General features: G+C 65.7%; 16 protein-coding genes. 13 read left to right on the top strand and 3 right to left on the bottom strand.

Features of this window, described 5'->3' with window-relative positions; all coding sequences use genetic code 11:
- Positions 1-10 precede the first annotated feature (10 nt).
- From HHL14_RS29715 to HHL14_RS29670, 10 genes are all read left to right on the top strand, one after another.
- Positions 11-847 carry an HpcH/HpaI aldolase family protein gene (locus HHL14_RS29715; protein WP_230413264.1) on the top strand — a complete coding sequence of 279 codons (837 nt, stop codon included), beginning with the start codon at positions 11-13 and terminating at the stop codon, positions 845-847.
- A 1-nt stretch (position 848) separates the two neighbouring features.
- On the top strand, positions 849-1742 hold the full coding sequence (locus tag HHL14_RS29710) for an aldose 1-epimerase (RefSeq protein ID WP_169501175.1): 894 nt from the start codon (positions 849-851) through the stop codon (positions 1740-1742).
- Positions 1739-2542 carry an SDR family NAD(P)-dependent oxidoreductase gene (locus tag HHL14_RS29705; RefSeq protein WP_169501174.1) on the top strand — a complete coding sequence of 268 codons (804 nt, stop codon included), beginning with the start codon at positions 1739-1741 and terminating at the stop codon, positions 2540-2542. Before HHL14_RS29710 ends, HHL14_RS29705 begins: the two co-directional genes overlap by 4 nt.
- A 99-nt stretch (positions 2543-2641) precedes the next feature.
- Positions 2642-3814, top strand: a complete 1173-nt coding sequence (locus tag HHL14_RS29700) for a porin (protein WP_169501173.1) — start codon at positions 2642-2644, stop codon at positions 3812-3814.
- Positions 3815-4012: 198 nt separating this feature from the next.
- Entirely contained in the window at positions 4013-5512 is a 1500-nt protein-coding gene (gene amaB, locus HHL14_RS29695) for an L-piperidine-6-carboxylate dehydrogenase (RefSeq protein ID WP_169501172.1), read from the top strand.
- Positions 5513-5728: 216 nt separating this feature from the next.
- Positions 5729-6901 (top strand): NAD(P)/FAD-dependent oxidoreductase, encoded by a 1173-nt coding sequence (locus tag HHL14_RS29690; protein WP_169501171.1) that lies wholly within the window; start codon positions 5729-5731, stop codon positions 6899-6901.
- 160 nt (positions 6902-7061) lie between these two features.
- Positions 7062-8261, top strand: coding sequence for an aminotransferase-like domain-containing protein (locus HHL14_RS29685; protein WP_169501170.1), 1200 nt, complete (start codon positions 7062-7064; stop codon positions 8259-8261).
- Positions 8262-8704: 443 nt separating this feature from the next.
- Positions 8705-10537: a DUF2138 domain-containing protein gene (locus HHL14_RS29680; protein ID WP_169501169.1), complete on the top strand. Its 1833-nt coding sequence runs from the start codon at positions 8705-8707 to the stop codon at positions 10535-10537.
- Positions 10538-10616: 79 nt separating this feature from the next.
- Positions 10617-11378 carry a DUF1175 domain-containing protein gene (locus HHL14_RS29675; protein WP_169501168.1) on the top strand — a complete coding sequence of 254 codons (762 nt, stop codon included), beginning with the start codon at positions 10617-10619 and terminating at the stop codon, positions 11376-11378.
- Positions 11375-16306, top strand: a complete 4932-nt coding sequence (locus tag HHL14_RS29670) for an alpha-2-macroglobulin family protein (RefSeq protein WP_407945319.1) — start codon at positions 11375-11377, stop codon at positions 16304-16306. Before HHL14_RS29675 ends, HHL14_RS29670 begins: the two co-directional genes overlap by 4 nt.
- A gap of 107 nt (positions 16307-16413) precedes the next feature.
- On the opposite strand, the gene HHL14_RS29665 is transcribed toward HHL14_RS29670, so the two are convergent.
- A complete protein-coding gene (locus HHL14_RS29665) occupies positions 16414-16740 on the bottom strand; it encodes a hypothetical protein (RefSeq protein ID WP_169501167.1) in 327 nt (108 codons plus the stop codon).
- Here HHL14_RS29665 and HHL14_RS29660 point away from each other — a divergent pair.
- From HHL14_RS29660 to HHL14_RS29650, 3 genes are all read left to right on the top strand, one after another.
- A complete protein-coding gene (locus HHL14_RS29660; protein WP_169501166.1) occupies positions 16712-18412 on the top strand; it encodes a DUF2300 domain-containing protein in 1701 nt (566 codons plus the stop codon). The genes HHL14_RS29665 and HHL14_RS29660 overlap by 29 nt on opposite strands.
- A gap of 146 nt (positions 18413-18558) precedes the next feature.
- Positions 18559-19287 carry a YfaP family protein gene (locus tag HHL14_RS29655; RefSeq protein ID WP_230413265.1) on the top strand — a complete coding sequence of 243 codons (729 nt, stop codon included), beginning with the start codon at positions 18559-18561 and terminating at the stop codon, positions 19285-19287.
- 390 nt (positions 19288-19677) lie between these two features.
- The gene (locus tag HHL14_RS29650; RefSeq protein ID WP_169501164.1) at positions 19678-20781 is read left to right on the top strand and encodes a YjgN family protein; all 1104 of its coding nucleotides are present in this window, start codon (positions 19678-19680) and stop codon (positions 20779-20781) included.
- 367 nt (positions 20782-21148) lie between these two features.
- Here HHL14_RS29650 and rpoD read toward each other — a convergent pair whose 3' ends face one another.
- Positions 21149-23146, bottom strand: a complete 1998-nt coding sequence (gene rpoD, locus HHL14_RS29645) for an RNA polymerase sigma factor RpoD (protein WP_169501163.1) — start codon at positions 23144-23146, stop codon at positions 21149-21151.
- Between the two features lie 173 nt (positions 23147-23319).
- On the bottom strand, positions 23320-23687 hold a 368-nt coding region (locus HHL14_RS32945), incomplete at its 5' end, for a hypothetical protein (protein WP_206002587.1).

The following is a 23687-nucleotide window of genomic DNA, read 5'->3' as shown; positions in this document are numbered from 1 at the left end:
AGGATACGTGATGACTCAACGATACAGACAGGACCCCACGCGCAATGCGTTCCGCGATGCGCTGAAAGCACCGGCCGGCACCAGCACGATGCGCGCGAAACCGCTCGGCACGTGGCTGATGGCGAGCTCGCCCGCGAGCGCCGAAGCGCTCGGCCATGCCGGCTTCGACTGGTTGCTGATCGATATGGAACACGTGCCGCTCGAATTCACCGACGTGCTGCATCTGCTGCAGGCGGTGGATTGCGGCGGCGCGGCGCCGATCGTGCGGCTCGCGAAGACCGACCCGACGCTCGCGAAGCGCGCGCTCGACATGGGTGCACCGACGCTGATGTTCCCGTTCGTGCAGAGCGTCGAGGAAGCGCGCGCGGCTGTCGCGTGCACGAAGTTCCCGCCGCTCGGCACGCGCGGTTTCGCGGCGATGCATCGGGCGAGCCGCTACGGCACGTGGAGCGAATTCGGCAAACGCGCGAACGAAGCGACCGCCTGCATCCTGCAACTGGAGACGCCGGAAGCGATCGCGCAACTCGAAGCGATCGCCGCGGTGCCGGGCGTCGATGCGCTGTTCGTCGGCCCCGGCGATCTGTCGGCGGCAATGGGCAAGATCGGCAATCTCGCCGACCCGGAAGTGCGCGCGGCGCTGGCCGATTGCGCGCGCCGCGCGAACGCGGTGGGCGTGCCGATCGGCATCGTCGGACCGACGCCGGCGATGGTGCGCGAGTTCGTCGAGATGGGCTACGACTTCGTCGCGATCGCATCGGACATGGGCATGATGATGCGTCAGGCCAATGCGTTCATCGCCGAGCTGACCGACGCGCAGCCGGCCGAGAATGCGGGCGGCCCGTACTGAGATGAGCGCCGTTCATCCCCTGCTCGAACTGACCAGCGACGCGTGGCGCGTGCGGCTCGCGCCGTCGCTCGGCGGTTCGGTCGTCGATGCGCGCTGGCGCGGTCACGACGTGCTGCGCCCGACCACCGACGAACACCTCGCGGCGGCGCTGGTGCGCAAGACCGCGTGCTATCCGCTGGTGCCGTTTTCGAATCGCGTCGGCTTCGCGCGCTTCGAGTTCGACGGTGAGGCCTATACGCTGCACACGAATTTCCCCGACGAGCCGCACTCGATTCATGGCGTCGGCTTTCAGCGCGAATGGGCGGTGGAGTCGCACAGCGACACCGCGCTCGCTCTGCGTTTGAGCCATACGCCCGATAGTTCGTGGCCGTTCGCGTTCGAAGCGCGGCAGCGTTTTTGCATCGAAGGCGACACGCTCGTGTTGACGATGAGCCTCACCAATCTCGACGCGCGCCGTGCGCCGGCCGGGCTCGGCTGGCATCCGTTCTTCCCGCTGCAGACGGCGCTCGGCAACACGCGGCTCGTTACGCACTGGGACGCGATGCTGGTCAGCGGTCCCGACCGGCTGCCGTGCGAAAGCGTCGCACCGCCGGCACCGCGGCCACTCGACGACACGGTGATCGACAACTGCTTCACCGGCTGGAGCCGCGCCGCATCGATCGACTCGCCGCATCACCGCATAGCGATCGACGCGAGCGAAGCGTTGCGCTGCGCGGTGCTGTTTCGCCCCGAAGGCCAGCCGTTCTACGCGTTCGAGCCGGTCAGCCATCCGAATAACGCGCTCAACGGTGTCGAGCCGGCGATGCACGTGCTCGAAGCGGGTGCGACGCTCGACGCGCGGATGCGGCTCACGCTGTCGCCGCCCACACCCGAATCTGCAAGGACACAGTCATGACATCACGGCCACTTTATCCGGGCCTCGCGGGCCAGCTCGCGTTCATTTCCGGCGGCGCGTCCGGCATCGGCGAAGCGCTGGTCGAAGCGTTCTGGGAGCAGGGCGCACAGGTCGCGTTCTGCGACATCGATAGCGCGGCGGCCCAGGCCTTGTGCGAACGTCTCGCCGCGACCGACAACGGCGACGACGTGAAGCGTCTGAAGCCGTGGTTCGCCGTTTGCGACGTGCGCGACATCGACGCCTATCGCGTTGTGCTCGACGACGCGGCGCGCGCGTTCGGCCCGATCCGCACGCTCGTGAACAACGCGGGCCGCGATACGCGTCACGCGCTCGGCGATCTGAGCGTCGAGATGTGGCACGACATGCTCGCGGTGAATCTCACGCATCACGTGTTCGCGACGCAGCGCGTCGTCCCCGCGATGCAGGCGGCCGGCGGCGGCTCGATCATCAATCTCGGCTCGATTTCGTGGCTGCGCGGGCGGCCGAATCTGATCGGCTATACCGCGTCGAAGGCGGCGATTTCCGGCATCACGCGCACGCTCGCGCGCGAACTCGGCGAACAGAACATCCGCGTGAACGCAGTGTTGCCCGGCGCGGTCGTCACCGAACGGCAAAGCGCGCTGTGGCGCGATGCGAGCGCCGATAAGCAGTTCATCGATCTGCAATGTCTGAAGTTTCGCGTCGAGCCCTCGCATATCGCCGACGCGGTGCTGTTCCTCGCGAGCCCGCAGGCCGCGGCGATCACTGGGCAGAACCTCGTCGTCGATGCGGGGCTCGCGCAGGTGTCGGTGGTGGGGTGAGACGGATCGATTGAAGTGGAGCGATCGAGCTTCGGTTGAAGTTCGATCGAAGTTCGTGGGTGTGATTAAAACAGAAAATACAGGTCTGGAGACGCTTTGATGGCAGCCGAAAAAAATACTTCGCACTACTGCGGTACGCAAAACCGCAACTCGCAACCCGACACTCACCGCACGCGCGGCGGCAAACGCCGTCTGCTCGGCCACGGCCTCAAGCTGTGTACGCTTGCCGCCGCATGCGCGGGCGTGCCGGCCGCGCATGCGCAATCGAGCGTCACGCTGTACGGGATCGTCGACGCGGCGGTGCAGTACGGCAAGTTCAATAGCAATGTGTCGCCGACCGCGATGGCCGCGAGCGGCAACCTGCAGGCGTCGCGCTTCGGCTTCCGTGGCAGCGAGGATCTGGGCGGCGGGTATCACGCGAACTTCCAGCTCGAAACCGGCTTCAATACCTATACCGGCGTGGGCGGCGGCGCGACGATGTTCAATCGGGGCGCGGCGGTGGGTCTGTCGAGCGATCGCTACGGCAGCATCGACGCCGGCAATCTGTATCTGCCGATCTACTGGGTCTACCTCGGTTCGGACGTCGGCACCTACGGCCTGTCGAACCCGGCCGCGATCATGTCGCTGCAACACACGACGACGCTCGGCAAGTCGGGCACCGGCGGCTTCTATTCGAACTCGGTGCGCTACCGCACACCGAATACGCTCGGCGGCTTCTCGGCGGAACTCGGCTATTCGTTCGGCGCGCAGAACGCGAGCGGGCAGACCGCCGACGGCCGCAATCTCGGCATGAACGTGCAGTACGCGAAGAACGGGCTGATGCTCGGCTACGGCGTGAACCGCTACCAGTACTACGAGAACGCGACGACGCTGTCGGCATCGTCGCAAATCACGCAGATCGTCGGCGCGACGTATCAGATCCCCAACTCCAACAACGTGATCGGCGCGAACTATCTGTATTCGAAGCGCACCGACTCCACCGCGTGGTTCGCGTCGTCGTTCATGCTGAACGCGCGGATTCCGGCCGGCCCCGGCGACATCGAACTGGGCGTTGCGCGCCGCATCGAGAACGGCGACGCGCGCGCGATGGCTTATAACGTCGGCTACGTGTATTTCCTGTCGAGGCGCACGCAGCTGTACGGCTACGCCGCGCGAATCACCAACAACAGCCACTCGACCCAGGGCTTCGCGCTGCTCAACTCGACCTATGCGACGGTCACCCCGGGCTTCAATCCGTGGGTCGTCACCGCCGGTCTGCGCACCTCGTTCTAAGCGCCAGCACACAGCGGCGACCCGCTCGCGGCGGGCCGCCGTGCATTCCTCCTCACGCCCCGATGTTTCCTTATGGAAACTCGGGCGCCGCTGTCAACCCGCGTTTTACCCGTTTCGAACCTTCTTGCCGCGGTAAAAACCCGCGTGTATAGTTTCCGAACTTACTCTTGTTTCGTATCGGAAATTAAAGGGGTTCAAATGGACGTGTCCACCATCCTCGCCGATCTCGGCATTGCTCAAGCCGCGCAAGCCGGCGACATCGCGGTTCATTCGCCGGTCAGCGGCGAGCTTATCGGCCGTGTGGCCAGCAACACCGTGGCCGAGGTCGATACGGCGCTCGCGCAGGCCAAGGAGGCGTTCGCCACCTGGCGCAACGTGCCGGCGCCGCGTCGCGGCGAGCTGGTGCGGCTGCTCGGCAACCGTCTGCGCGAACAGAAGCACGCGCTTGGCAGCCTCGTGTCGCTGGAGACCGGCAAGATCCTGCAGGAAGGGATGGGCGAAGTGCAGGAAATGATCGACATCTGCGATTTCGCGGTCGGTCTGTCGCGTCAACTGTATGGTCTGACGATCGCGTCCGAACGCCCCGGCCACCGGATGGCCGAGAGCTGGCATCCGATGGGCACCTGCGTCGTGATCTCGGCGTTCAATTTCCCGGTTGCGGTGTGGTCGTGGAACGCGGCGCTCGCGCTGGTGTGCGGCAACGCGGTGATCTGGAAGCCGTCGGAGAAGACGCCGCTGTCGGCGGTCGCGGTCAACAAGATTCTCGGCGACGTGCTGAAGGAATTCGGCGATGCGCCGGCCGGCCTGACCGCGCTGATCAACGGCGGGCGTGACGTCGGCGAAAAGCTGGTGGCCGATCCGCGCGCGTCGATCGTCAGTGCGACCGGCAGCACGGAAATGGGCCGCAAGGTCGGCGTCGAAGTGGCGAAGCGCTTCGGCCGCTCGTTGCTGGAACTCGGCGGCAACAACGCAGGCATCGTCACGCAAACGGCGGACCATGAACTCGCGCTGCGCGGCATCCTGTTCTCGGCGGTCGGCACGGCCGGTCAGCGCTGCACCACGCTGCGGCGTCTGTTCGTGCACGACAGCGTGTACGAGAAGACCGTCGAGCGTCTGAAGCAGCTGTATAGCCGTGTGCCGATCGGCAATCCGCTCGAAAAGGGCACGCTGATGGGACCGCTGATCGACCGTCAATCGTTCGACCGCATGCAGGAAGCGCTGCAGCAGGCGAAGGCCGAGGGCGGCAAGGTGTTCGGCGGCGAACGCGTCGACGTGAAGGGTTACGAGGGTGGCCACTATGTGCGCCCGGCGATCGTCGAGATGCCGTCGCAAACGGCGGTCGTGCTGAAGGAAACCTTCGCGCCGATCCTGTACGTGCTGCGCTACAGCGATTTCGCCGACGCGGTCGAAGCGAACAACGCCGCGCATCACGGTCTGTCGTCGTGCGTGTTCACGACTGACCTGCGTGAAGCGGAGCGCTTCCTGTCCGCATCGGGTAGCGACTGCGGGATCGCCAACGTCAATATCGGGCCGAGCGGCGCGGAGATCGGCGGTGCGTTCGGCGGCGAGAAGGAAACCGGCGGCGGGCGCGAGTCGGGCTCGGACGCATGGAAGGCCTATATGCGCCGCGCGACCAACACGGTGAACTACTCGTCGGCGCTGCCGCTCGCGCAGGGGATCGACTTCAACCTCGGCTGAGCGTCGAGTGTGAAGTGTGTGAAGTGGCGGGTCGCGGCGGCGAGGCATGGCGGCGCGTTGCATCGAAGCGGAAACGATGCAATCGCGCGATGTCAGCGCGACCTCGATGCACCGCCCTCGCCGCTACCGTGACGCGTGCGCCTCGCACGCTTTTGACTGCAATCCGTTCAGGCCGCCCGGCATGCCGGCGCGGCCGCGTGACTCGTGGAGCAAGACGTGAGTTCGAAAGTCGTGATCGTCGGCGGTGGGGTGATCGGCAGTTCGATTGCGTATTTCTTGCGGCTGTCCGATCCGACAGTCGGCGTCACGGTGATCGAGCGCGATCCGACTTATGCGCACTCGTCGTCGGCATTGTCGGCGGCATCGATCCGGCAGCAGTTTTCCACGCCGCTTTCCGTTCAGATGTCGCTGTACGGCATCGAGTTCTTGCGCTCGATCGGCGAGCGGCTCGAAGTCGACGGCACGCGTCCTTCGATTGATCTGCACGAAGGCGGCTATCTGTTTCTCGCGACGCCCGCGGGCGAGACGACGCTGCGCGAAAATCACGCGCTGCAAAAAAGCCTCGGTGCGGACATCCGCCTGCTCGACACGCACGGTCTGCAAGCGCGCTTCCCGTGGCTCAATACCGATGACCTGATTGCCGGCGCCTACGGCGAAAGCGGCGAGGGCTGGTTCGACGGCTACGGTCTCGTGCAGGCGTTGCGCAAGAAAGCGCAGGCGCTCGGCGCGCGCTACGTCGCCGCGGATGTGACCGCGTTGCAGCGCGACGGCCGCCGCGTCACGCAGGTGCAAACCGCCGACGGCGAGACCTATGCATGCGACGTCGTCGTGAATGCGGCCGGCGCGTGGTCGCGCAGGATCGCGCAGATGCTCGGCATCGACCTGCCGGTGTATGCGCGACGCCGCAGCATCTTCAACGTGACGTCGCCCGCGCGGCTGGAACGCTGCCCGCTGCTGATCGATCCGAGCGGCGTGTACTTCCGGCCCGAGGGCCATTCGTATATCTGCGGCACCTCGCCCGCGGCCGACAACGACCCCGACGACCTGCCGCTTGACGAAGTCGATCACGCGCTGTTCGACGATGTGATCTGGCCGACGCTCGCGAACCGCGTGCCGCAATTCGAGGCGCTACGCGTGCAGAACTGCTGGTCCGGCTACTACGAGTACAACGTGCTCGATCAGAACGCGATCATCGGCCCTCATCCGGACGTCGAGAACTGTCTGTTCGCGAACGGCTTCAGCGGCCACGGTTTGCAGCAGGGGCCGGCCACCGGACGCGGCATCAGCGAACTGATCCTGCATGGCCGTTATACGACGCTCGACCTCGCTTCGCTGAGCTTTGCGCGCGTGCTCGAGAACCGGCCGATCGTCGAGAAGAACGTGGTGTAGCGGCGCGCGTGGCGTGTGTTGCAACGCGCGAGTAGGTCATGCGGAAAACGCACTACCTGGTGCGTAGATATCGTTTGCCGCTGCTTCCGCCGATAGCCACAATCGACGCCGACCTATCGACTCCACGCGGACTCCACGCATCCAACCGGCGGCCCTTACCATGTTCTCGTTCAATCCTGCTTTCGAAGCGCCAACCGGCTCGCCGATTCGCGAGCTGTTCAAATACCTCGCACAGCCCGGCATGATTTCGTTTGCCGGCGGCTATCCGGCGAGCGATCTGTTCGATCGTGAAGGGCTCGACGCGGCGGCGGCGCGCGCGTCGCAACAGCCGACGCTGTGTCTGCAATACGGCCCGACCGACGGCCTCGCGATCCTCAAGGAACAACTCGCGCACCTGATGGCGCGACGCGGCACGCCCTGTTCGCCCGCCGATCTGCTGGTGACGACCGGCTCGCAACAGGGCTTCGATCTCCTGCTGCGCGTGATGGTCGCGCCGGGCGACGTGGTGCTGGTCGAGCAGCCCGCGTATCCGGCCACGTTGGCGGCGTTGAAGTTGCAACAGGCCGACGTGGTGACGGTGCCCGTCGACGAACACGGTCTCGACGTGGCGAAGCTCGCCGCGCGGCTCGAAGCGGGCACGCTGCCGCGCGCGCCGAAGCTGCTGTACACGGTGCCAACCTTCGCGAATCCGACCGGCGCGACCTTGTCGCTCGAACGCCGTCTTGCGCTGCTGAAACTGGCGGCGCGTTATCGCTTCGTGATCGTCGAGGACGACCCGTATGGCGATCTGCGTTTCGACGGCGCGGCGCTGCCGTCGCTGCTCGCGTTGAGCGAACAGGTGCCCGGTTCGCGCGACTGGGTCGTGCATTTTTCGAGTCTGTCGAAGATCGTCGCGCCGGGTTTGCGGGTTGGCTGGATGGTCGCGCATGCGGAGATCGTGCGTCGCTGCGTGATCGCCAAACAGACCGTCGACCTGTGCAGCTCACCGTGGACCCAGGCGATCGCCGCCGAATACCTCGCGAGCGGTGCGCTGGAGCGGCATCTGCCGCGTATCGTCGATGCGTACGCCGCGAAATGCCGCGCGCTGTGCGATGCGCTCGACGCGCATCTCGCGCATGAGCTCGCGTTTCATCGGCCGGCCGGCGGCATGTTCGTGTGGGCGCGGCTGAAGTCGGGGCGCGACGCGTCCGCGTATCTGCGCCTCTGTATCGAACAGAACGTGATGTTCGTGCCGGGCGTCGCGTTTTATAAGGACGATGTCGATACGGCGGCGTTGCGTCTGTCGTTCGCCGCGCCGGGCGTCGTCGATATTGAAACGGGCGTTCGGAAAATGAAGTGCGCGCTCGAACAGTTTTCTTGAGGGAAAATAAAACCTTATTCCCGTTAAGCTGGTAGCTAATGTGCATGAATAACCCGGCGAGCGTATGACGCAGCCGGGTTTTTTTATACCCATGCAGAAAGTCAAGAAAATTTGAAAAAATGGGCGGCGATGAGTGGTTGACCAGGCTGTCTGTGCACTACGTCCAGCAATAATCCGTCTGAATGTCTAGGCCTTTCGCATCAGGTTTTTTCCGATAAATACCACCTGAAATCCATGGGTGAAACACCGTTAAACCGGTTTTTCAAACCCATTCCCATTCCTAATTGATCGACAAAAATGGCTGACTGTTAAATGCCAGTCCTTGCTGGTTTTGGCAGAAAAATATCGGTTATCATCGCGCCTTCAATACCCGGTGGCGCCCGCGTTAATTCTGGCTCGTCATCGGTATTAATTCCGTCGCATCGAACAGAAGAAGAAATCAGATGAAGATGTCGCGAAAAAAGATGGCAATCCTGAGTGTCGGTCTTCTGATAGTGGCCGGCGTGATCGTGCAGGCGGTGTGGCGTCCGTTCGGGCATCGCAAGGCCGTGGAGAACGGCGCGATCGTCCTCGATATTCATCATCCCGATGCGGTGATCGACAGCGAAGCGCTATCGCGTCTGCCGCGCGACATCGTGCGCGTGCCGCTGTTGCGCGACGTGCTGACGCAAGACTTCGTCGACTACTACGAAACCGATACGACGCGGCTGTCCGCCGAAGGCGCGCTGCGGCGTCTCGCGTTCGAGCATGAGCTCGACTGGCGCGACGAACTGGTGCGCCGCGTCTTCGACGAACCCGCGCACGTGCTGCTGTGGCGTTCGCCCGACGGCCGGCTCGGCTACTGGCTGCTGTCGATCCATCGCAATGGACTCGCGAAGCTGCTGCAAGGGCTTGGCAACGTCGCCACGAGCGACACGCAGCTGAGTCAGGTCGCGAAGCTGCCGGGCGACGTGCCGGTGTACGCGCTGAAGCTCGCGGTCGGCCGCACGCTGCTGTTCGTCGCGAAGGACGAGCGCCTCGTCGTGCTGTCCGCGCCGGGCGTGCTGCTCGACGACAAGGGCGCGGTGCTCGGCGAGCGTGCCGATGCGGTGGCCGACATGCTGTCGTCGGGCCGCGACGACGCGGCGCGCGCATATCGGCTCGACGCCGCCGGCGACGCGGTGAAGGGGCATCGCCTGGTGATCTCGGCAAATTATCTGTCGTTCGGTTATCAGGCCTTCTTCTCTGGCATCGACGCGTTGCGCTTCGACTTCGCCACCGATTCAACAACCGCTTCCGCACCGAACGCCAACGCCGCCGCGAGCTGGAAAACCTGGGCGCTGATCGATCCCGGCAAACTGCCGCAGCAATGGAACAGCACGGACCTGTGGCACGCGCTGCCGGCGCGGCCAGCCGCGTGCGCGAGCTTGCCGGCTGACTGGCACGACGCGTCGGCGCTGCTCGCGAAGATTATCGATGGCGGCGCGCAGGGCGCGGCCGCGCTCGGCGAGCAACTGGCGGGACCGGCGGCGGTCTGCTGGTACGCGAAGTCGACGCTGCTCGCGCCGGTGTTCGTCGCGCGCGTGAAGCCGCTCGACGCGACCGCGAGCGCGGCGCTGAAGACCACGCTCGGCAAGACCTTCAGTGACAGCATCGGCGCGTACGAAGCGAAGGCCGCGCTGCACGACGGCATGACCGCGGGCTATCGGCGGTTGCCGGTCACGATGCATCAGCAGGGCACCGACGTCACCGTGTGGCAGCGCCCGGTCAGCGCGCGCTCGGGTACCGCGCTCGCCAGCAAGGCGTCGTTCGCCACGGAGTTATCGGCGGAGCGCTATTTCCCGGTGACGCTCGCGCTCGCGCACGACTATCTGATCTTTTCGCCGGACGGCGGGCTCGTCGACGATACGCTCGCGGTGCTCGGCAAGCGCTATCCGGCGCTCGCCGACACGCTCGCGCCCGAGCGGCTGCCGCGCACGATTCTGACGCTGACGCCGTCGTCGGCCGCCGCGCTGATCGAACGCGAGGCGGGCGCGGCGTTGCCGGCCGATCAGGAAGCCGTGTTCCGCAACGCGGCGCGCACGCACCTGGTGCCGAAGCTGCATGCGCTCGCGCACTATCCGCCGGTGTCGCTGACGCTGCCGCAGAACCTGCCGAGCTCGACGGGCTGGGTGCCGGTGGAGTGGTGGTTCGAACGTGCGCAGCGGGCAGCCGGCTCCACGGAGGGCGTGGCAGGCGCGCTGAGCGGTTCCGACGGACTGCGGGCGCCCGATCAACCCGGCGCCGGGGACGACTGACGTGCGCCGTTTTTTCCCCAACGATGCGCCGGCGCGGCCGCATACGTTGCCGGTTCGCGGCCGCGGGTTCGGGCGCGCGATGTCGAATTTCGCACGGAGGGCAAGCGCCGCTCCGCCTGCGTTCCCACTTGCGACTACCTCTGCTTCGCCACCCAACGCCGGCCGCCGTTTGTGTCTCGCGCGCGCGGCGTCGCTGTTCGCGCTCGCCGGCACCGCGCCGTTCGCGCGCGCACTGACCGGCACCTCCGCCGCAGCCGATCCCGACGCCTTCACGCCGCAGCAATCGGCCGCGTTTCGCGCGTGGTTCGCGCGCATCGTCGATCAGCAATTGCGGCGCGGCCCGACGCCGCGCTGGACCCAGCGCGATTGCGCGGGCCTCGTGCGCTTCGCGGTCGGTGAAACGCTGAAGCCGCACGACGGCAAATGGCTGCGCGCGAACGGCATGAGCGGTCTCGCGGACGCGAGCAGCATGCCGCCCGAGCTGCAACTGTCGGCGGCGCAGCGCTCGATCGCGAACCGCTGGACCCAGCTCGACGGTTCGACCGGTGCGTACGCGTCGGCGATCGCGCTGGTCCAGCGCAACAGCCGCTTCATCGCGCAAGACATCAACCAGGCGCTGCCCGGCGACCTGCTGTTCTTCGATCAGGGCGACGACCAGCATCTGATGATCTGGCTGGACCGCTATATCGCCTATCACACCGGCACCGTGACGCCGACCGATACCGGTCTGCGCGCGCTCGCCGTCTCCGAGCTGATGCAATGGAAAGATTCCCGCTGGCAGCCGCGCGACGGCAATCCGAATTTCGTTGGCGTGTTCCGTTTGAGCTTTCTGACACCATGATCCGATCCATCAAACGCAGCGCGTTCGGTCGCGCGTCGTGCCGCGCGTTGTGCCGCGCGTTGTGCCGTTTTGTCGCGCTGTTCGCGATGCTGACGCTCGCGCTCGCCTTCATGTTCGCCTTCACGTCGTCCGCCCGTGCCGACGATGCCGCCTCCGACAACGCCGCCGACACCAGCATCGCCGCGAACCCGACTCTGCAAACGGCGCCGCCGAGCAACTACAGCGCGCAGAAAGTCGACGGCCAGCCGTTCTTTCTGTTGTCCGACGCGAGCTTCGGCAGCGATCAGCTCGCGCAGGTGCGGCTCGAAGCGCCGGGCCGCGATTTCAAGGACGCGCTGGCGCCGTATGGCGGCGCGGACATCGTCGTGTATCGTGTGGCGAAGCCGCTCGAGTTTCTGAAGGCGCAGAAGAATCTGCATCGGCTGAATGTCGCGCCGAACTATCAGGGCGAAGGGCTCGCGAATACGCTCGCCTATCTGTGGGACCGCTGGCTGACCGAAGCGCGCCGCGCGTGGCAGCGCGTGCTGTCGTTCGCGACGCGCAGCAAGGTCACCGAGGCCGCGCCGCAATTCAGGCTCGGCGAGCAGCCGGGCAAGCCGACGCAGTTCGAGCCGCGCTCGTCGTTCGCGCCGTTGAAGGGCTACGACGTGGTCGCGCGCTTCCGCTATCCGATCTGGGACGCGAAGGTGATTGCGCCGCCGAAGGGCGTGAATCTCGAAGGCAGTAGCAGCAATTTCATCGACCCGAGTTCCGGCAACGTGATGATTCCACTTGGCAAGCTGCCGCCGGGCCTCTATCTGGTCGAGGCGGTGATCGGCAACTATCGCGCGCATACGCTGCTGTTCGTGTCGGACACGGTCGCGGTCGTGAAGGCGGCCTCGGCCGGCATGCTGGTGTGGACCGCGCGGCGCGACAACGGCAAGCCGGTCGCGAACACGGACATCAGCTGGACCGACGGCGTCGGCGTGCTGCAAAGCGGCTCGACCGGCGGCGACGGCGCACTGCTGCTGCAGCACGTAAGCCCCGAGCGCAGCTATGTGCTCGGCGTCGATCCGCAGGGCGGCGTGTTCGTCTCCGAGAATTTCTATTACGACAGCGAGATCTACAACACCAAGATCTATGCGGTCACCGATCGGCCGATGTACCGGCCGGGCGACACGGTGCAGGTGAAGTTCATCGGCCGGACCTTCGAGAACGCGACGCAATCGTCCGCGCCGGCCGCCGCCGATCTCAAACTCGACGTGCTCGATCCGAACGGCGCGCCGGTCGCGGCCCGCAGCGTGCATTTCGCGTCCGATACCGGCGGGGACACCGCGTTCACGCTGCCGTCGGCCGCGACCGCCGGCGGCTACACGCTGCGCTTCGACTATCGCGGTGACGTGTACGGCAGCGCGTTTCGCGTCGCCGAATACGTGAAGCCGCACTTCGACGTGAACCTCGCGATGGACAAGGCCGACTACGCGACCGGCGAGCCGCTGAAGGGCAAGATCCAGTTGCGCTATCCGGACGGCAAGCCGGTGCGTGACAGCCGGATTTCGGTCACGCTGCGCGCGCAGAAGGTGACGATCGTCGACGGCGAATTGCGTTACGCGGGGCTCTTTCCGGTCAAGCTCGAACAGCAGGAGCTGAAGACCGACAGCGACGGCAACGCGAGCCTCACGCTGCCGGCCGCGCAGGAACCGAGCCGCTATGCGCTGACGCTGTTCGCGCAGGATGGCGCCGCGTACAAGGTGCGCGTGACGCGCGAGGTGCTGATCGCGCGCGGCGCGACGCCGTACCGGTTGAGCAGCGCGAAGTCATTCTCGCAGCCGAAGGAGGCGGTCGGCTTCGATCTGCAGCCGCTCGGCGCAGTCGATCCCGCCGCGCATGCGCCGACGAAATGGCAATGGACGCGGCTCGAATCGCAAACGCATGGCGAAGGCACGCTTGGCGGCGCAAAGAACGCAGCCGGCGGCAAGCTGTCGTTCCCGGTGCAGTTCGACGAACCTGGTTCGTACATGCTGTCGGTCAAGGACGACCAGGGCAATCTGCTCGCGGCGACCTCCCACTGGGTGGCCGGCGATGGACTGAAGGCGGTGCCGGGCAGTGTCGAGATCGTGTTCGATCGCGCCAGCTATTCGATCGGCGACACCGCCGAGGCGCTGATCACGTTCCCGCTGCCGGTCGACGACGCGCTGCTGACGCTGGAGCGCGACAGCGTCGAGCGTCGCGCGTTGCTGAGCGCGGGCGGCGACTGGCTGCAACTGCAGCGCGTCGCGCCGTCGCAATGGAAGGCGCGCATCAAGGTCGACGCCGGGTTCGCGCCGAACATGACGTTCTCGGTGCTGTACGTGCACGGCGGCGAATCCGTGTTCCAGAACGCGGGCATCGTGGTCGCGCAGCCGCGCATCGAGTTGAATGTGAAGAGCGACAAGCCGGTGTACGGACCGGGCGATACCGTCACGCTGAATTTCGATAGCACGCTCGGCGGCAAGCCCGAGGCGGCCAATCTGACGGTCAGCGTGGTCGATGAAATGGTCTACGTGCTGCAGCCGGAGATCGCGCCGGACCTCGCCGACTTTTTCTATCATCCGCGCCGCAATAACGTGCGCACTTCGTCGAGCCTGTCGTTCATCACCTACGACCTCGCGCGCGCGCCGTTGAAGGGCGCGCCGGGCGGCCCGCAGCGCGCGAACTACAACGAGCGCGGCGTCAAGGTGCTGGAGCGGCCGCGCCGCGACGAGCAGGACACGGCCGCGTGGCAGGCGAACCTGAAGACCGACGCGAACGGTCACGCGACGATGAGCTTCAGGATGCCGGACTCGCTCGCGCGCTGGCGCATCACCGTGCGCGCGGCGGCGCCCGACGGCATGGTCGGGCAGCGCACCGCGTACGTGCGCTCGGACAAGGCGCTGTATCTGAAGTGGAGCGGGCCCGCGCATTTCCGCGCGGACGATCAGCCGGCCATCGACGTGATCGCGTTCAACCAGACCGATGTCGATATGGACGCGCAGTGGGTCGTCAACGGCGGCGGTCTCGCGCTGAACCAGAAGGTGACGTTAAAGCGCGGCGCGAATTATCTGCGGCTGCCGGGCGGCGCGCTGAAGGCCGGTGTGATCGATGCAACGCTGCGCGCGGGCGGCAAGGACGTCGACCGCCTGCAAACGACGATCCGGCTCGACGCGAACGGCTGGCTCGATCTGCGGCAGAACACCGTTGCACTCGATGGCACCGGCAAGCTCGATCTGCCGGCCGATGCGCAGGACGTCAGCGTGCGTTTCGTCGGCAACGCGGCGAGCCAGTTTCTGCGCGTCGCCGACGATCTGATCGACTATCCGTACGGTTGCGCTGAGCAAACCTCGAGCCGGCTGATTCCGCTCGCGCTCGCTCACGACGCGGTGGGACGCGGCGACAACGCGAACGCGGCCGAGGGGCTCGAGGCGCTGCTGCGCAATCAGCGGCAGCGCCTCGCGTTGCTCGCGGGCGTCAACGGCGCGTTCGGCTGGTGGGGCGATACGACGGGCGGCAGCGCGTTGATCACCGCGTACGCGTATTACGCCGACTGGCTCGCGAGCCGCAGCCTCGGCATCAGTCTGCCCGCGGACAACTGGCAGCACGCGCTGGACGTGTATCGCGATGCGGGTGCGAAGGAGCCGCTGCTGCATCGTGCGCTGGCGCTGTGGTTGTTGCAGCAGATGGGCTTGCCGGTCGCGACGCCGGTGACGGGCGTGGCGGAGGATTTGCAGGGGGATGCGGCGGCGTTGGCGGCTTCGTCGGCGTCGGCATCTGCGGTGGCGGGCAAGGGCGGCGGTGCGGGGGCGAGTGCGACTGCGACTGCGACGGCGCGCGGCAATGCGTACGGCGCGGCGGATAGCATCGTGTTCGCGCAGGCCGACTCGCCGCGCGGCAAGCAGATGGCGACGCTGCTCGTCGCGAGTCTCGCGCGGACGACGAACGCGAGCTTGCCCGCGGGCTTCGAGGCGAGCGTGAGCGCCGCGCGTGCCGCGCTTGCCAATGATCCCGCGCCGCTGGTGCAGAGCCTGTTGTTCATGACGGGGGCTGGTGCAGGCGCCGGCGCAGGTTCCGCCGAGGCCGGCAACGCGCCGACCGATCCCGCCGCGTTGCTCGCGAAAAGCAGCGCCGCTTTTCCGACGATCGATCGTGCGTTGACGCTGCTGTGGTTGCGCAAGGCGCTCGGCGGCGATGCGGCGGCGAGCGTGAATGCGACCGCAAGCGCGTTGCCGACTCTGCAAGGCGCGGGCTGGGTGCGCGCGACGACGCCGACTGGTGCGCCGCTTTATCGCTGGAACGGCGCCGCGTTGCCGGTCACGCTCGATGCCGCCGCGCCGCGCACGGACGTCAGCGCGCTGGTGTCGTACCGCAGCCATACCAGCGAGGACAGCCGGCTCAACATCACGATTGCGCGTCGGCTGTATAAGCTCGAACCGGTCGCGGCGGCGTCTACGTCTGCTGCCGATCCGAAGAAGGCTTCCGACGCCGCTAGCCAGCTGGGCCGCGCGACGTTCAGCGCGCGTCTGGTGAAGCCGGGCGACGCGATCGACAGCAATGCACTGTACGTCGACGAAGTCACGCTGACGCCGCGCTCCGGCAACGCCTACCACTACGGTTTGCTCGACGTGCCGCTGCCGCCGGGCGGCGATGTCGAGGCGACCAGCTGGGGCGTGTCGATCGACGGCCTGCCGGGCGCGAAGGACGGCAGCGGGCCGCAGCCGTTCCAGCGCGCGGCGTCGTACGAGATGGGCGAGCTTGCGTATCACCAGCCGGTGCCGTTGCTCGACCGGCCGGTCACGCTGCGGCAACTGGTGCGCTTCTCGTTGCCCGGCACGTTCGCGCTGCCGCCGGCGCGCTACTTCCGCATGTATCAGCCGGACGCGAAGGCGTTCGAGGGCGGCCGGAGCGATCGGATGACCGCGTGGCGGATTCAGTAGGCGGGGGCGGCGATGCTTGGGGCGCGGAGGCGGATAGGTGAGCGGTTGGCTGCGCGGTGGTGGCGCCCATTTGCTGTGGGCGGCGGCGCGAGCGTGGGCGGCGTGCGTTATGCGCGCGATGCGGGGTCTGCCTGGGCTGCAGCGTTGCCGTTGGCACTTGCGGTGGCGGTTATCGCCGCTATGCGGGCGTCGGCTTTGTCAGCGCGGTGGTTGTCACGCATCAGTTCGACGCGCCGCAACCGGGACGTGCAATCGGCGTGGGCTGCGCAGGCTTCCGTTTCGGCGTTGGCATGGGCGTTGATTTCCGCTTCGGCCTTTGCATTGATCGCGGTCCCCGCGTCAGCTTCGCCCTCGGTATCGTCTTTGCCCTCGGCGGCGGCTCCCGCTTCGTCCGCATCAGCACGCATGCCCGCCGCGAACAGCCACGTGGCCACGCGCACAGCGTCGCCACCGCCGCTGCGCTTCGCCTGGCTGCGCGACAACCGGCCCCAGCTCTGGCAAACCGATGCGAGCGGCGCCGCGCCCGCACTGTCGCCGCAAGCCGCGCAGCCATTGCCCGCGACGCTCGACACGCCGCTCGGCAGCGTCTGGAAGCTGTTCGTCTACGGCTACCTCGTCGATCGCAACAGGGCGACACCCGATTACGTCTGCAACGGCGGCGACCCCGACGAAGTGTATTGCTGCATGACAGGCGGCCACGTCGATCGTGAGCACGCGCTCGTGCAATCGTGCGGGCTGTTCTTCGATCCCGCGCGTCTGCATCTCGATGCCGCCGACTGGCGCCGCTACTGGAGCGCCGTGCACGCGCCCGCATGGCTGCGCGACCTGCACGCGATGACGCCCGCGCGCCGCGTGCCCGTCGCGGAACTGCTCGCCGCATTGCAGTCGATGCCCGCGCGGCCGCGCGAGGCGGCGGCGAGCACGCTGGTGTCGGTGCTGACGAGCGGGCGCGGCGAAGGCACGGTGTCGCTGTACGGCGGTCTGCTGCGCGCGAAGACGTGGACGATGCCCGATCCGTCGCGGCCGGGCGCGTCGCTTGGCGGCGCGGCAGGCTGGCTCGCCGATGGCACGCCGGTGTGGCTCGGCGGCCCGGGCGGCAGCGCGCGCGTGCTCGCGGCAGCGGCGCCGCGCGTCGCGCCGCTGCTCGCATCGATCGTGGTGCCGGACGACGGCGCGTGCGTGCTGGTCGATTTCTTCAGTCGCTATCCGGTTCGCGAAGTGCTCGCTGATGCGCGTGATGATGCGTCCGGCAAACGGGGCTCGCAGGCCGCGCCGGACGGTCCGCTGCGCGGCGAGTTTCGCGTCGGTTTCGTCAACGGTAACTGGGCGCGCGTGACGAGCCGGGGCGAGTTGCGGCTCGATCGCGATGCGGCTGGCGCGCCGCGCATCGTCGGCCGCTTCGGCATGAACGATTACGTGGCGCGGGTGGTCGAGCGCGAAGGCGACACGCGCGAGCCCGAGGCCGCGAAGGCGCTCGCGGTCGCCGCGCGGACCTACGTCGTGCAGCACGGCCGTCACGACCAGGGCTGTTTCCGTATCGACGACAGCAGCGGCACGCAGCGCGTGCTGCCGCGCGTACCGTCCGCCGCCGCACGTCGCGCGGCCGATCTGACCGACGCGCTGGTGCTCGCCGGCGTGCCGGTCCAGTATCACCACGACGAAGCCGCGCCGGGGCAGATGAGCTGGCTTGCCGCGAAGGCCTCCGCGCAAGGCGGTCGCAGCTTCGACGCGATCCTCGCGCGCACGTGGCCGCAGGCGACGCTGACGTCGTTCGAAAGCCCGCTCGCCGGCGACTGCGTCGCGGTGGCGGGCGCGCAGGCCTGGCTGCAACGCAACGCGCCGCTGTGGGCGCGCCGCATGGAAGGCGCGGCCGGCTACGAGACGCCCGACCTGCCGGCCGTGTGCGCGGTGCGCGAAGGGCGGCCGTATGCGGATGCGCAGCGCAATCGCGTGTACGTGTACCGCCTCGTGAGCGAGGAGGACCGCATCGCGCTCGCGCACGAATACGTTCACCTCGCGTTCCAGCATCATCCGCGCGGACTCGACGAAGCGTTCGTCGAGCGCACCGCGCGCACGCTGATTCGTACCGACAATCCTGTTCAATGAGCGATGCAATGAGCAATTCAATCTGTGATGCGACGGTACGGAATTTCTTCCGCGTGGACGGTGGCCGAGGACCGGCGACGATGCGAAGCGCCGCGCCCGCGTGGCTGAAGGCGGCGTGCTGCTGTCTGCTTCTCTGCCTGCAGGCTATGCCTTCCGCGTCGGCCGCCGACATCGACTTCACCGCGCCGCTCAACGGCTGGCGCAACACCAGCGGCGACAACGAGCGCTACACGCAGGACGTGCACTATCCGGCGGTGTCGGTGGCGACGCCGGAAGGGCAATCGAAGTTCGCGCTGATCGAAGGACAGATCCGCAATACGCCGAAGAAGAAGGGAACCTCGGTGGGCACGCTGGTCGTGAACGGCACGCCGCTGCCGCAGCGCGTCGAGGAAGACGGGCGCTTCTCGCGGCCGTATGCGTTTGCGTCGGGCAGCAACAGCGTCGAATTGCGCGCGCCGGACGGCAGCCGCAAACGCGTGCAGTTCTACGACGCGTACAGCGGCAAAACGCAGACGAAGCTGCGTGTGCTGCTCGCATGGGACACCGACGGCACCGACCTCGATCTGCACGTCGTCTCGCCCGACGGCGTGCACACGTGGTATGGCGAGCGCGTCGCGCCGAACGGCGGCGCGCTCGACGTCGACGTGACGACTGGCTATGGGCCGGAGATCTATTCGTCGGCGGCACCGTTGAAGGGCACCTACCTCGTGTTCGTCAACTACTACGGCAGCGGCAATAGCGGCAGCGACATGACGGTTGCCCAGATCACGATCATCACGAACGAAAACACACCGAACGAAAAAAGCGAAACGATTCGTGTGCCGATGCGTAAGCCCGGTGAACTGACGCTCGTCAAGACGTTCGTGATGCCTTGAAGTCTTGACGCCCTCGCGTATCGATATGCGATTGCATTGATGCGGCATAAATCCGGCGATGCACTTTATTACGGAATTATGCAAATTGGCTAAGTTCGCGTTTCGATAAATCTCGTAATGTCACTCCAGATTTATATGCGGAAACGCCGTTTATAAAGATGGAAAAGCGTGTAATTATCGTACCCGCTGTCCGGCAGCGGTTTGCCTGATTTCCTGTATGCCTGAAAGGCAGGCTGGTGGGTTGGGTTGTGAGGAGACCACACCGCTCGAGCCGGTTTCGCACGGGGAAGCACCACTGCTAGCCCGCCGTTTATGCGTATGCATGTCGTACGCATAAACGTATGCATTTGCGGGCCACAAAAACGTTGGATGATGAGAAGAGGGCACCAAATGAATTCACCCGACCCGAAGCGGTCGTTGCTGATCTACGACGGCACGCTCGGCGATCTTTACCGCATATTTTTTAAAAATATGCTGCTGGTCATTCTGACGCTCGGCATTTACCGTTTTTGGGCGATCACGAATAACCGTCGCTATATCTGGTCGCATATGCGATTTCAGGACGAGCGGTTCGAATACACCGGCACCGGCGGCGAATTGTTCAAGGGCTTTCTGCTCGCGTTTGCGGTTGTGTTCGGCGCGGTGCTTTCCGCGGGGGTGCTGAGCGCGGTCTTGCGCGTACTGACGAAAAGCGTGCTGCTGGCCGAACTGCCGGTCATCGTGTTCTACCTGGTGATCATCGTGCTTGCGGCGGGGGCGTTTTACAGCGCGCAGCGCTATCGGCTGAGTCGCACGCAGTGGTGCGGCATTCGCGGCGGCATGAGCGGTTCGGCGTTCAGTTACGGTGTGTGCGCGCTGCTGTACGCGCTGCTGTGCATCGTGACGCTTGGCCAGGCGACGCCGTGGATGTCGATGCGTCTTGCGGAGCGCCGCATCAATGCGAGCAGTTTCGGAAATCTGCCGTTTCATTTCAAAGGTCGCGCAAGAGCGGTGTACGGACTGTTCGCGGTGACCTTCGCCGGCTCGGTCGTGCTGCTTGCCGTACTTTTCACGGTCTTTCTGAGGAGCGCGCTCGCGTCGATGCATATCGGTCCCGTGTCGGCGTCGGATACGGCACAGTCGCTGGCGGCGTACGGTCCGATATTCCTGTTTTACGCGCTGCTCTTCATCGGCGTGATGCTGATCCGCAGCTTCTATGTCGCGGCGCTCGCGCGCCATGTGATGGGCAATACCGCGCTCGGTTCGCAACTGCGGTTCGGCAGTGGGGTGACCGTGGGGCGTCTGCTCGCGTTGCAGTTCGGCAATCTGGCGATCATCGTGTTCACGTTGGGCTTCGGCATGCCGATCGTGCGGCATCGGCTGATGCGCTTTGCCGCGGCCACGCTGCAGGTGTCCGGCGTCCTCGATCCGCAAACGCTGCATCAAAACAGCATGGCGATGCCGATGACCGGTGAGGGCATGCTGAATCTGCTCGATCATGGTGGGGCGTTCTGAGAGTAGGTGTGGCGGCGCCGTTGGCACGCGGCGACGCGCTCGAGACCTACTGAGAGCGCGAGCACAAAACTCAATGCGCTCAGTGAGTTAGCGCGCTCATGCGCAGGTTGTCCACAAGCTTGTTCCCAGTTTCTGTGGACAACGGCGCAGACGCGGGCTGCCTGAGTGCAAGCTGGCGCAGACGAGCAAAGACACGCGCTGTGGTCGATCCACATGCGTTTTCGGGTGTGACTGAAGGGGCGGGGAGAACAGCGGAGGAGAGCAGCGGGATTGACCGTCGACCGGTTTGTCCCGCTGCTTGCAAGCGGTGATGCGGAGATGATGCGTGCGCTTGCCATACGTACACACGGCAAGCGCAAAGAGGCGCTTAACGGTCGAGGAACGACTTCAGGCGGTCCGCGCGGCTCGGGTGCATCAGCTTGCGCATTGCCTTGCTCTCGATCTGACGGATCCGCTCACGCGTGACGTCGAACTGCTTGCCGACTTCCTCGAGCGTGTGGTCCGACTTCGTGTTGATGCCGTAACGCATACGCAGCACCTTCGCTTCGCGCGGCGACAGCGAGTCGAGCGCGTCGTCGATCGCGGCACGCAGGTCGGCCTGCATCGCAGCGTCGGCCGGCGACGACACGGCTGCATCTTCGATCATGTCGCCGAGCGTCGCATCGCCGTCGTCGCCGACCGGCGTTTCCAGCGAGACCGGCTGCTTCGCGATCTTCAGAATGCCGCGCACCTTCTCCTCGGACAACTCCATACGCTCCGCGAGCACCGCCGGGTGAGCTTCCTGGCCGGTCTGCTGGAGGATTTCGCGCGAGATGCGGTTCAGCTTGTTGATCGTTTCGATCATGTGCACCGGCACGCGAATCGTGCGCGCCTGGTCGGCGAGCGAACGCGTGACGGCCTGACGAACCCACCACGTCGCGTACGTCGAAAACTTCCAGCCGCGACGGTATTCGAACTTGTCCACCGCCTTCATCAGGCCGATGTTGCCTTCCTGGATCAGGTCGAGGAACAGCATGCCGCGGTTCACGTACTTCTTCGCGATCGAGATCACGAGGCGCAGGTTCGCCTCGATCATCTCGCTCTTGGCCTTGCGCATCTTCGATTCGGCCGCGACCATCTGGCGGTTGATCTCTTTCAGATGCTTGAGCGGCAGCGAGACGGTCGCTTCGATGTCGATCAGCTTCTGCTGCTCGGACTGGATCGCCGGCAGATGACGCTCGAGCGCCGCGCCGTAGGTCGACGAGCCGGTGCGGGCTGCGCGCTCGGTCCAGCCGAGATCGGTTTCGTTCGCGGTGAACGTCTCGATGAACTTCTCGCGCGGCATGCCGGCCTTCGAGACGACGATCTGCAGGATGTTGCGCTCGATCGCGCGCACTTGTGCAACTTGGTGCTGCACGTCGCCGCACAGACGGTCGATGGTGCGGGCGGTGAAGCGGATCTTCGCGAGGTGCTGCTGGATTTCTTCGCGCGCGCGCAGATAGGGCTTCGAGTTGACGTCGCCGCGCGTATGCGCTGCGCTCATCTGTTCGTACAGCATGCCGACCTGGGCGAAGATTTCGAGGCAGTCGCTGGTGAGCTGCTTCAGACGTGCTTCGTCTGCCGCCGACGAATCGGCCGGGGCAGCGTCGTCTTCTTCCTCGTCTTCGTCGTCCGAATCCACTTCAGTGTCTTCGTCGCTGTCGGCGTCGGCGCTTGCTTCGTCTTCCGCGGCGACCATTTCCTCATTGAGGCCGTCGACCAGTTCGTCGATGCGCAGTTCGCCGTCGGCAACCTGCTGTGCGCTCGCGAGGATCGCGGAGATCGCGAGCGGGCACGCGGCGATGGCTTGCACCATCTCGTGCAGGCCGTCTTCGATGCGCTTTGCAATCGCGATTTCGCCGGCGCGCGTCAGCAGTTCGGTGGCGCCCATCTCGCGCATGTACATACGCACGGGGTCGGTGGTACGGCCGAACTCCGAGTCGACGGTCGACAGCGCGACTTCGGTTTCTTCGTCGGCCTGGTCGTCCGAGACGACGGCGGGCGAGTTCGAGTTGAGCAGCAGCGTTTCCGCATCCGGCGCCTGCTCGTAGACCTGCACGCCCATGTCACTGAACGCACTCACGATGCTGTCGATCGCGGCGGTTGCCGTGAAGTTGTCGGGCAGGTGGTCGTTGATCTGAGCGTGGGTCAGGTAGCCTTGCTCCTTGCCCAGCTGGATCAGCGCGCGCATCAGGCGCTGACGTTCTTCGGCTTGCTGCGGCAGCAATTCGGCTGCCGAGGGGATCGCTTTGCCGGCGCCTTTGCCCTTGGCCGCTCGGCCGGAGGGGAGTTTGGCGGTAAAGGCGGCGGCTTCGTGTTGCGAATCTTCGCGATCAAAAGGGTTCACGTAATTTCCTCTAGAGGCTTCGCTATGAGACGCAAGACGCTACCGTCAGGCGTTTCGAGCAGGGCTCAGCATCACCTGATGTGACTCAACGCGGTTGTTGGGCTGTGCTCTGGGGAGCAAAAAAGATGAGCCCGCTCGAAGCGGGCCGATGGACATGCGAAATTTTGCGCGGCTCATATTATATACGAGCTTGTGTGTTCACGCTCATGGGTACACATGAATTCATCGTGTGTGTTGTTGCCCGGTAGGTTGCTGCTGGTTGTCGCGCGGATGTCTGGATGCATGCGCGCTGTTGAGCAGATGGAGGCGCACTGGCCGTTATACAAGGGCTCGCTGTGTTTGTGTTCATTGGTGTCCACTATATGGAGGCGGCACCTTTGTCGCGTGGTCTCGAAAGAAATTTGCAGAAAGGCCTTGACGTGATGCGACCGGCTCTCCATAATCTCGTTTCTCTGCTGCAGACGCAGCGACGCAAACGAAGCGGTGCCGGTGGTTGTAGGTGCTGTGATTTGCGAACGATCTTTAAAAACTAACAGCCGAT

Source organism: Paraburkholderia antibiotica (assembly GCF_012927125.1).
GTDB classification, from domain to species: domain Bacteria; phylum Pseudomonadota; class Gammaproteobacteria; order Burkholderiales; family Burkholderiaceae; genus Paraburkholderia; species Paraburkholderia antibiotica.
Note: the sequence above shows the minus strand (reverse complement) of the source record. Positions and strands in the feature narration are given on the sequence as shown.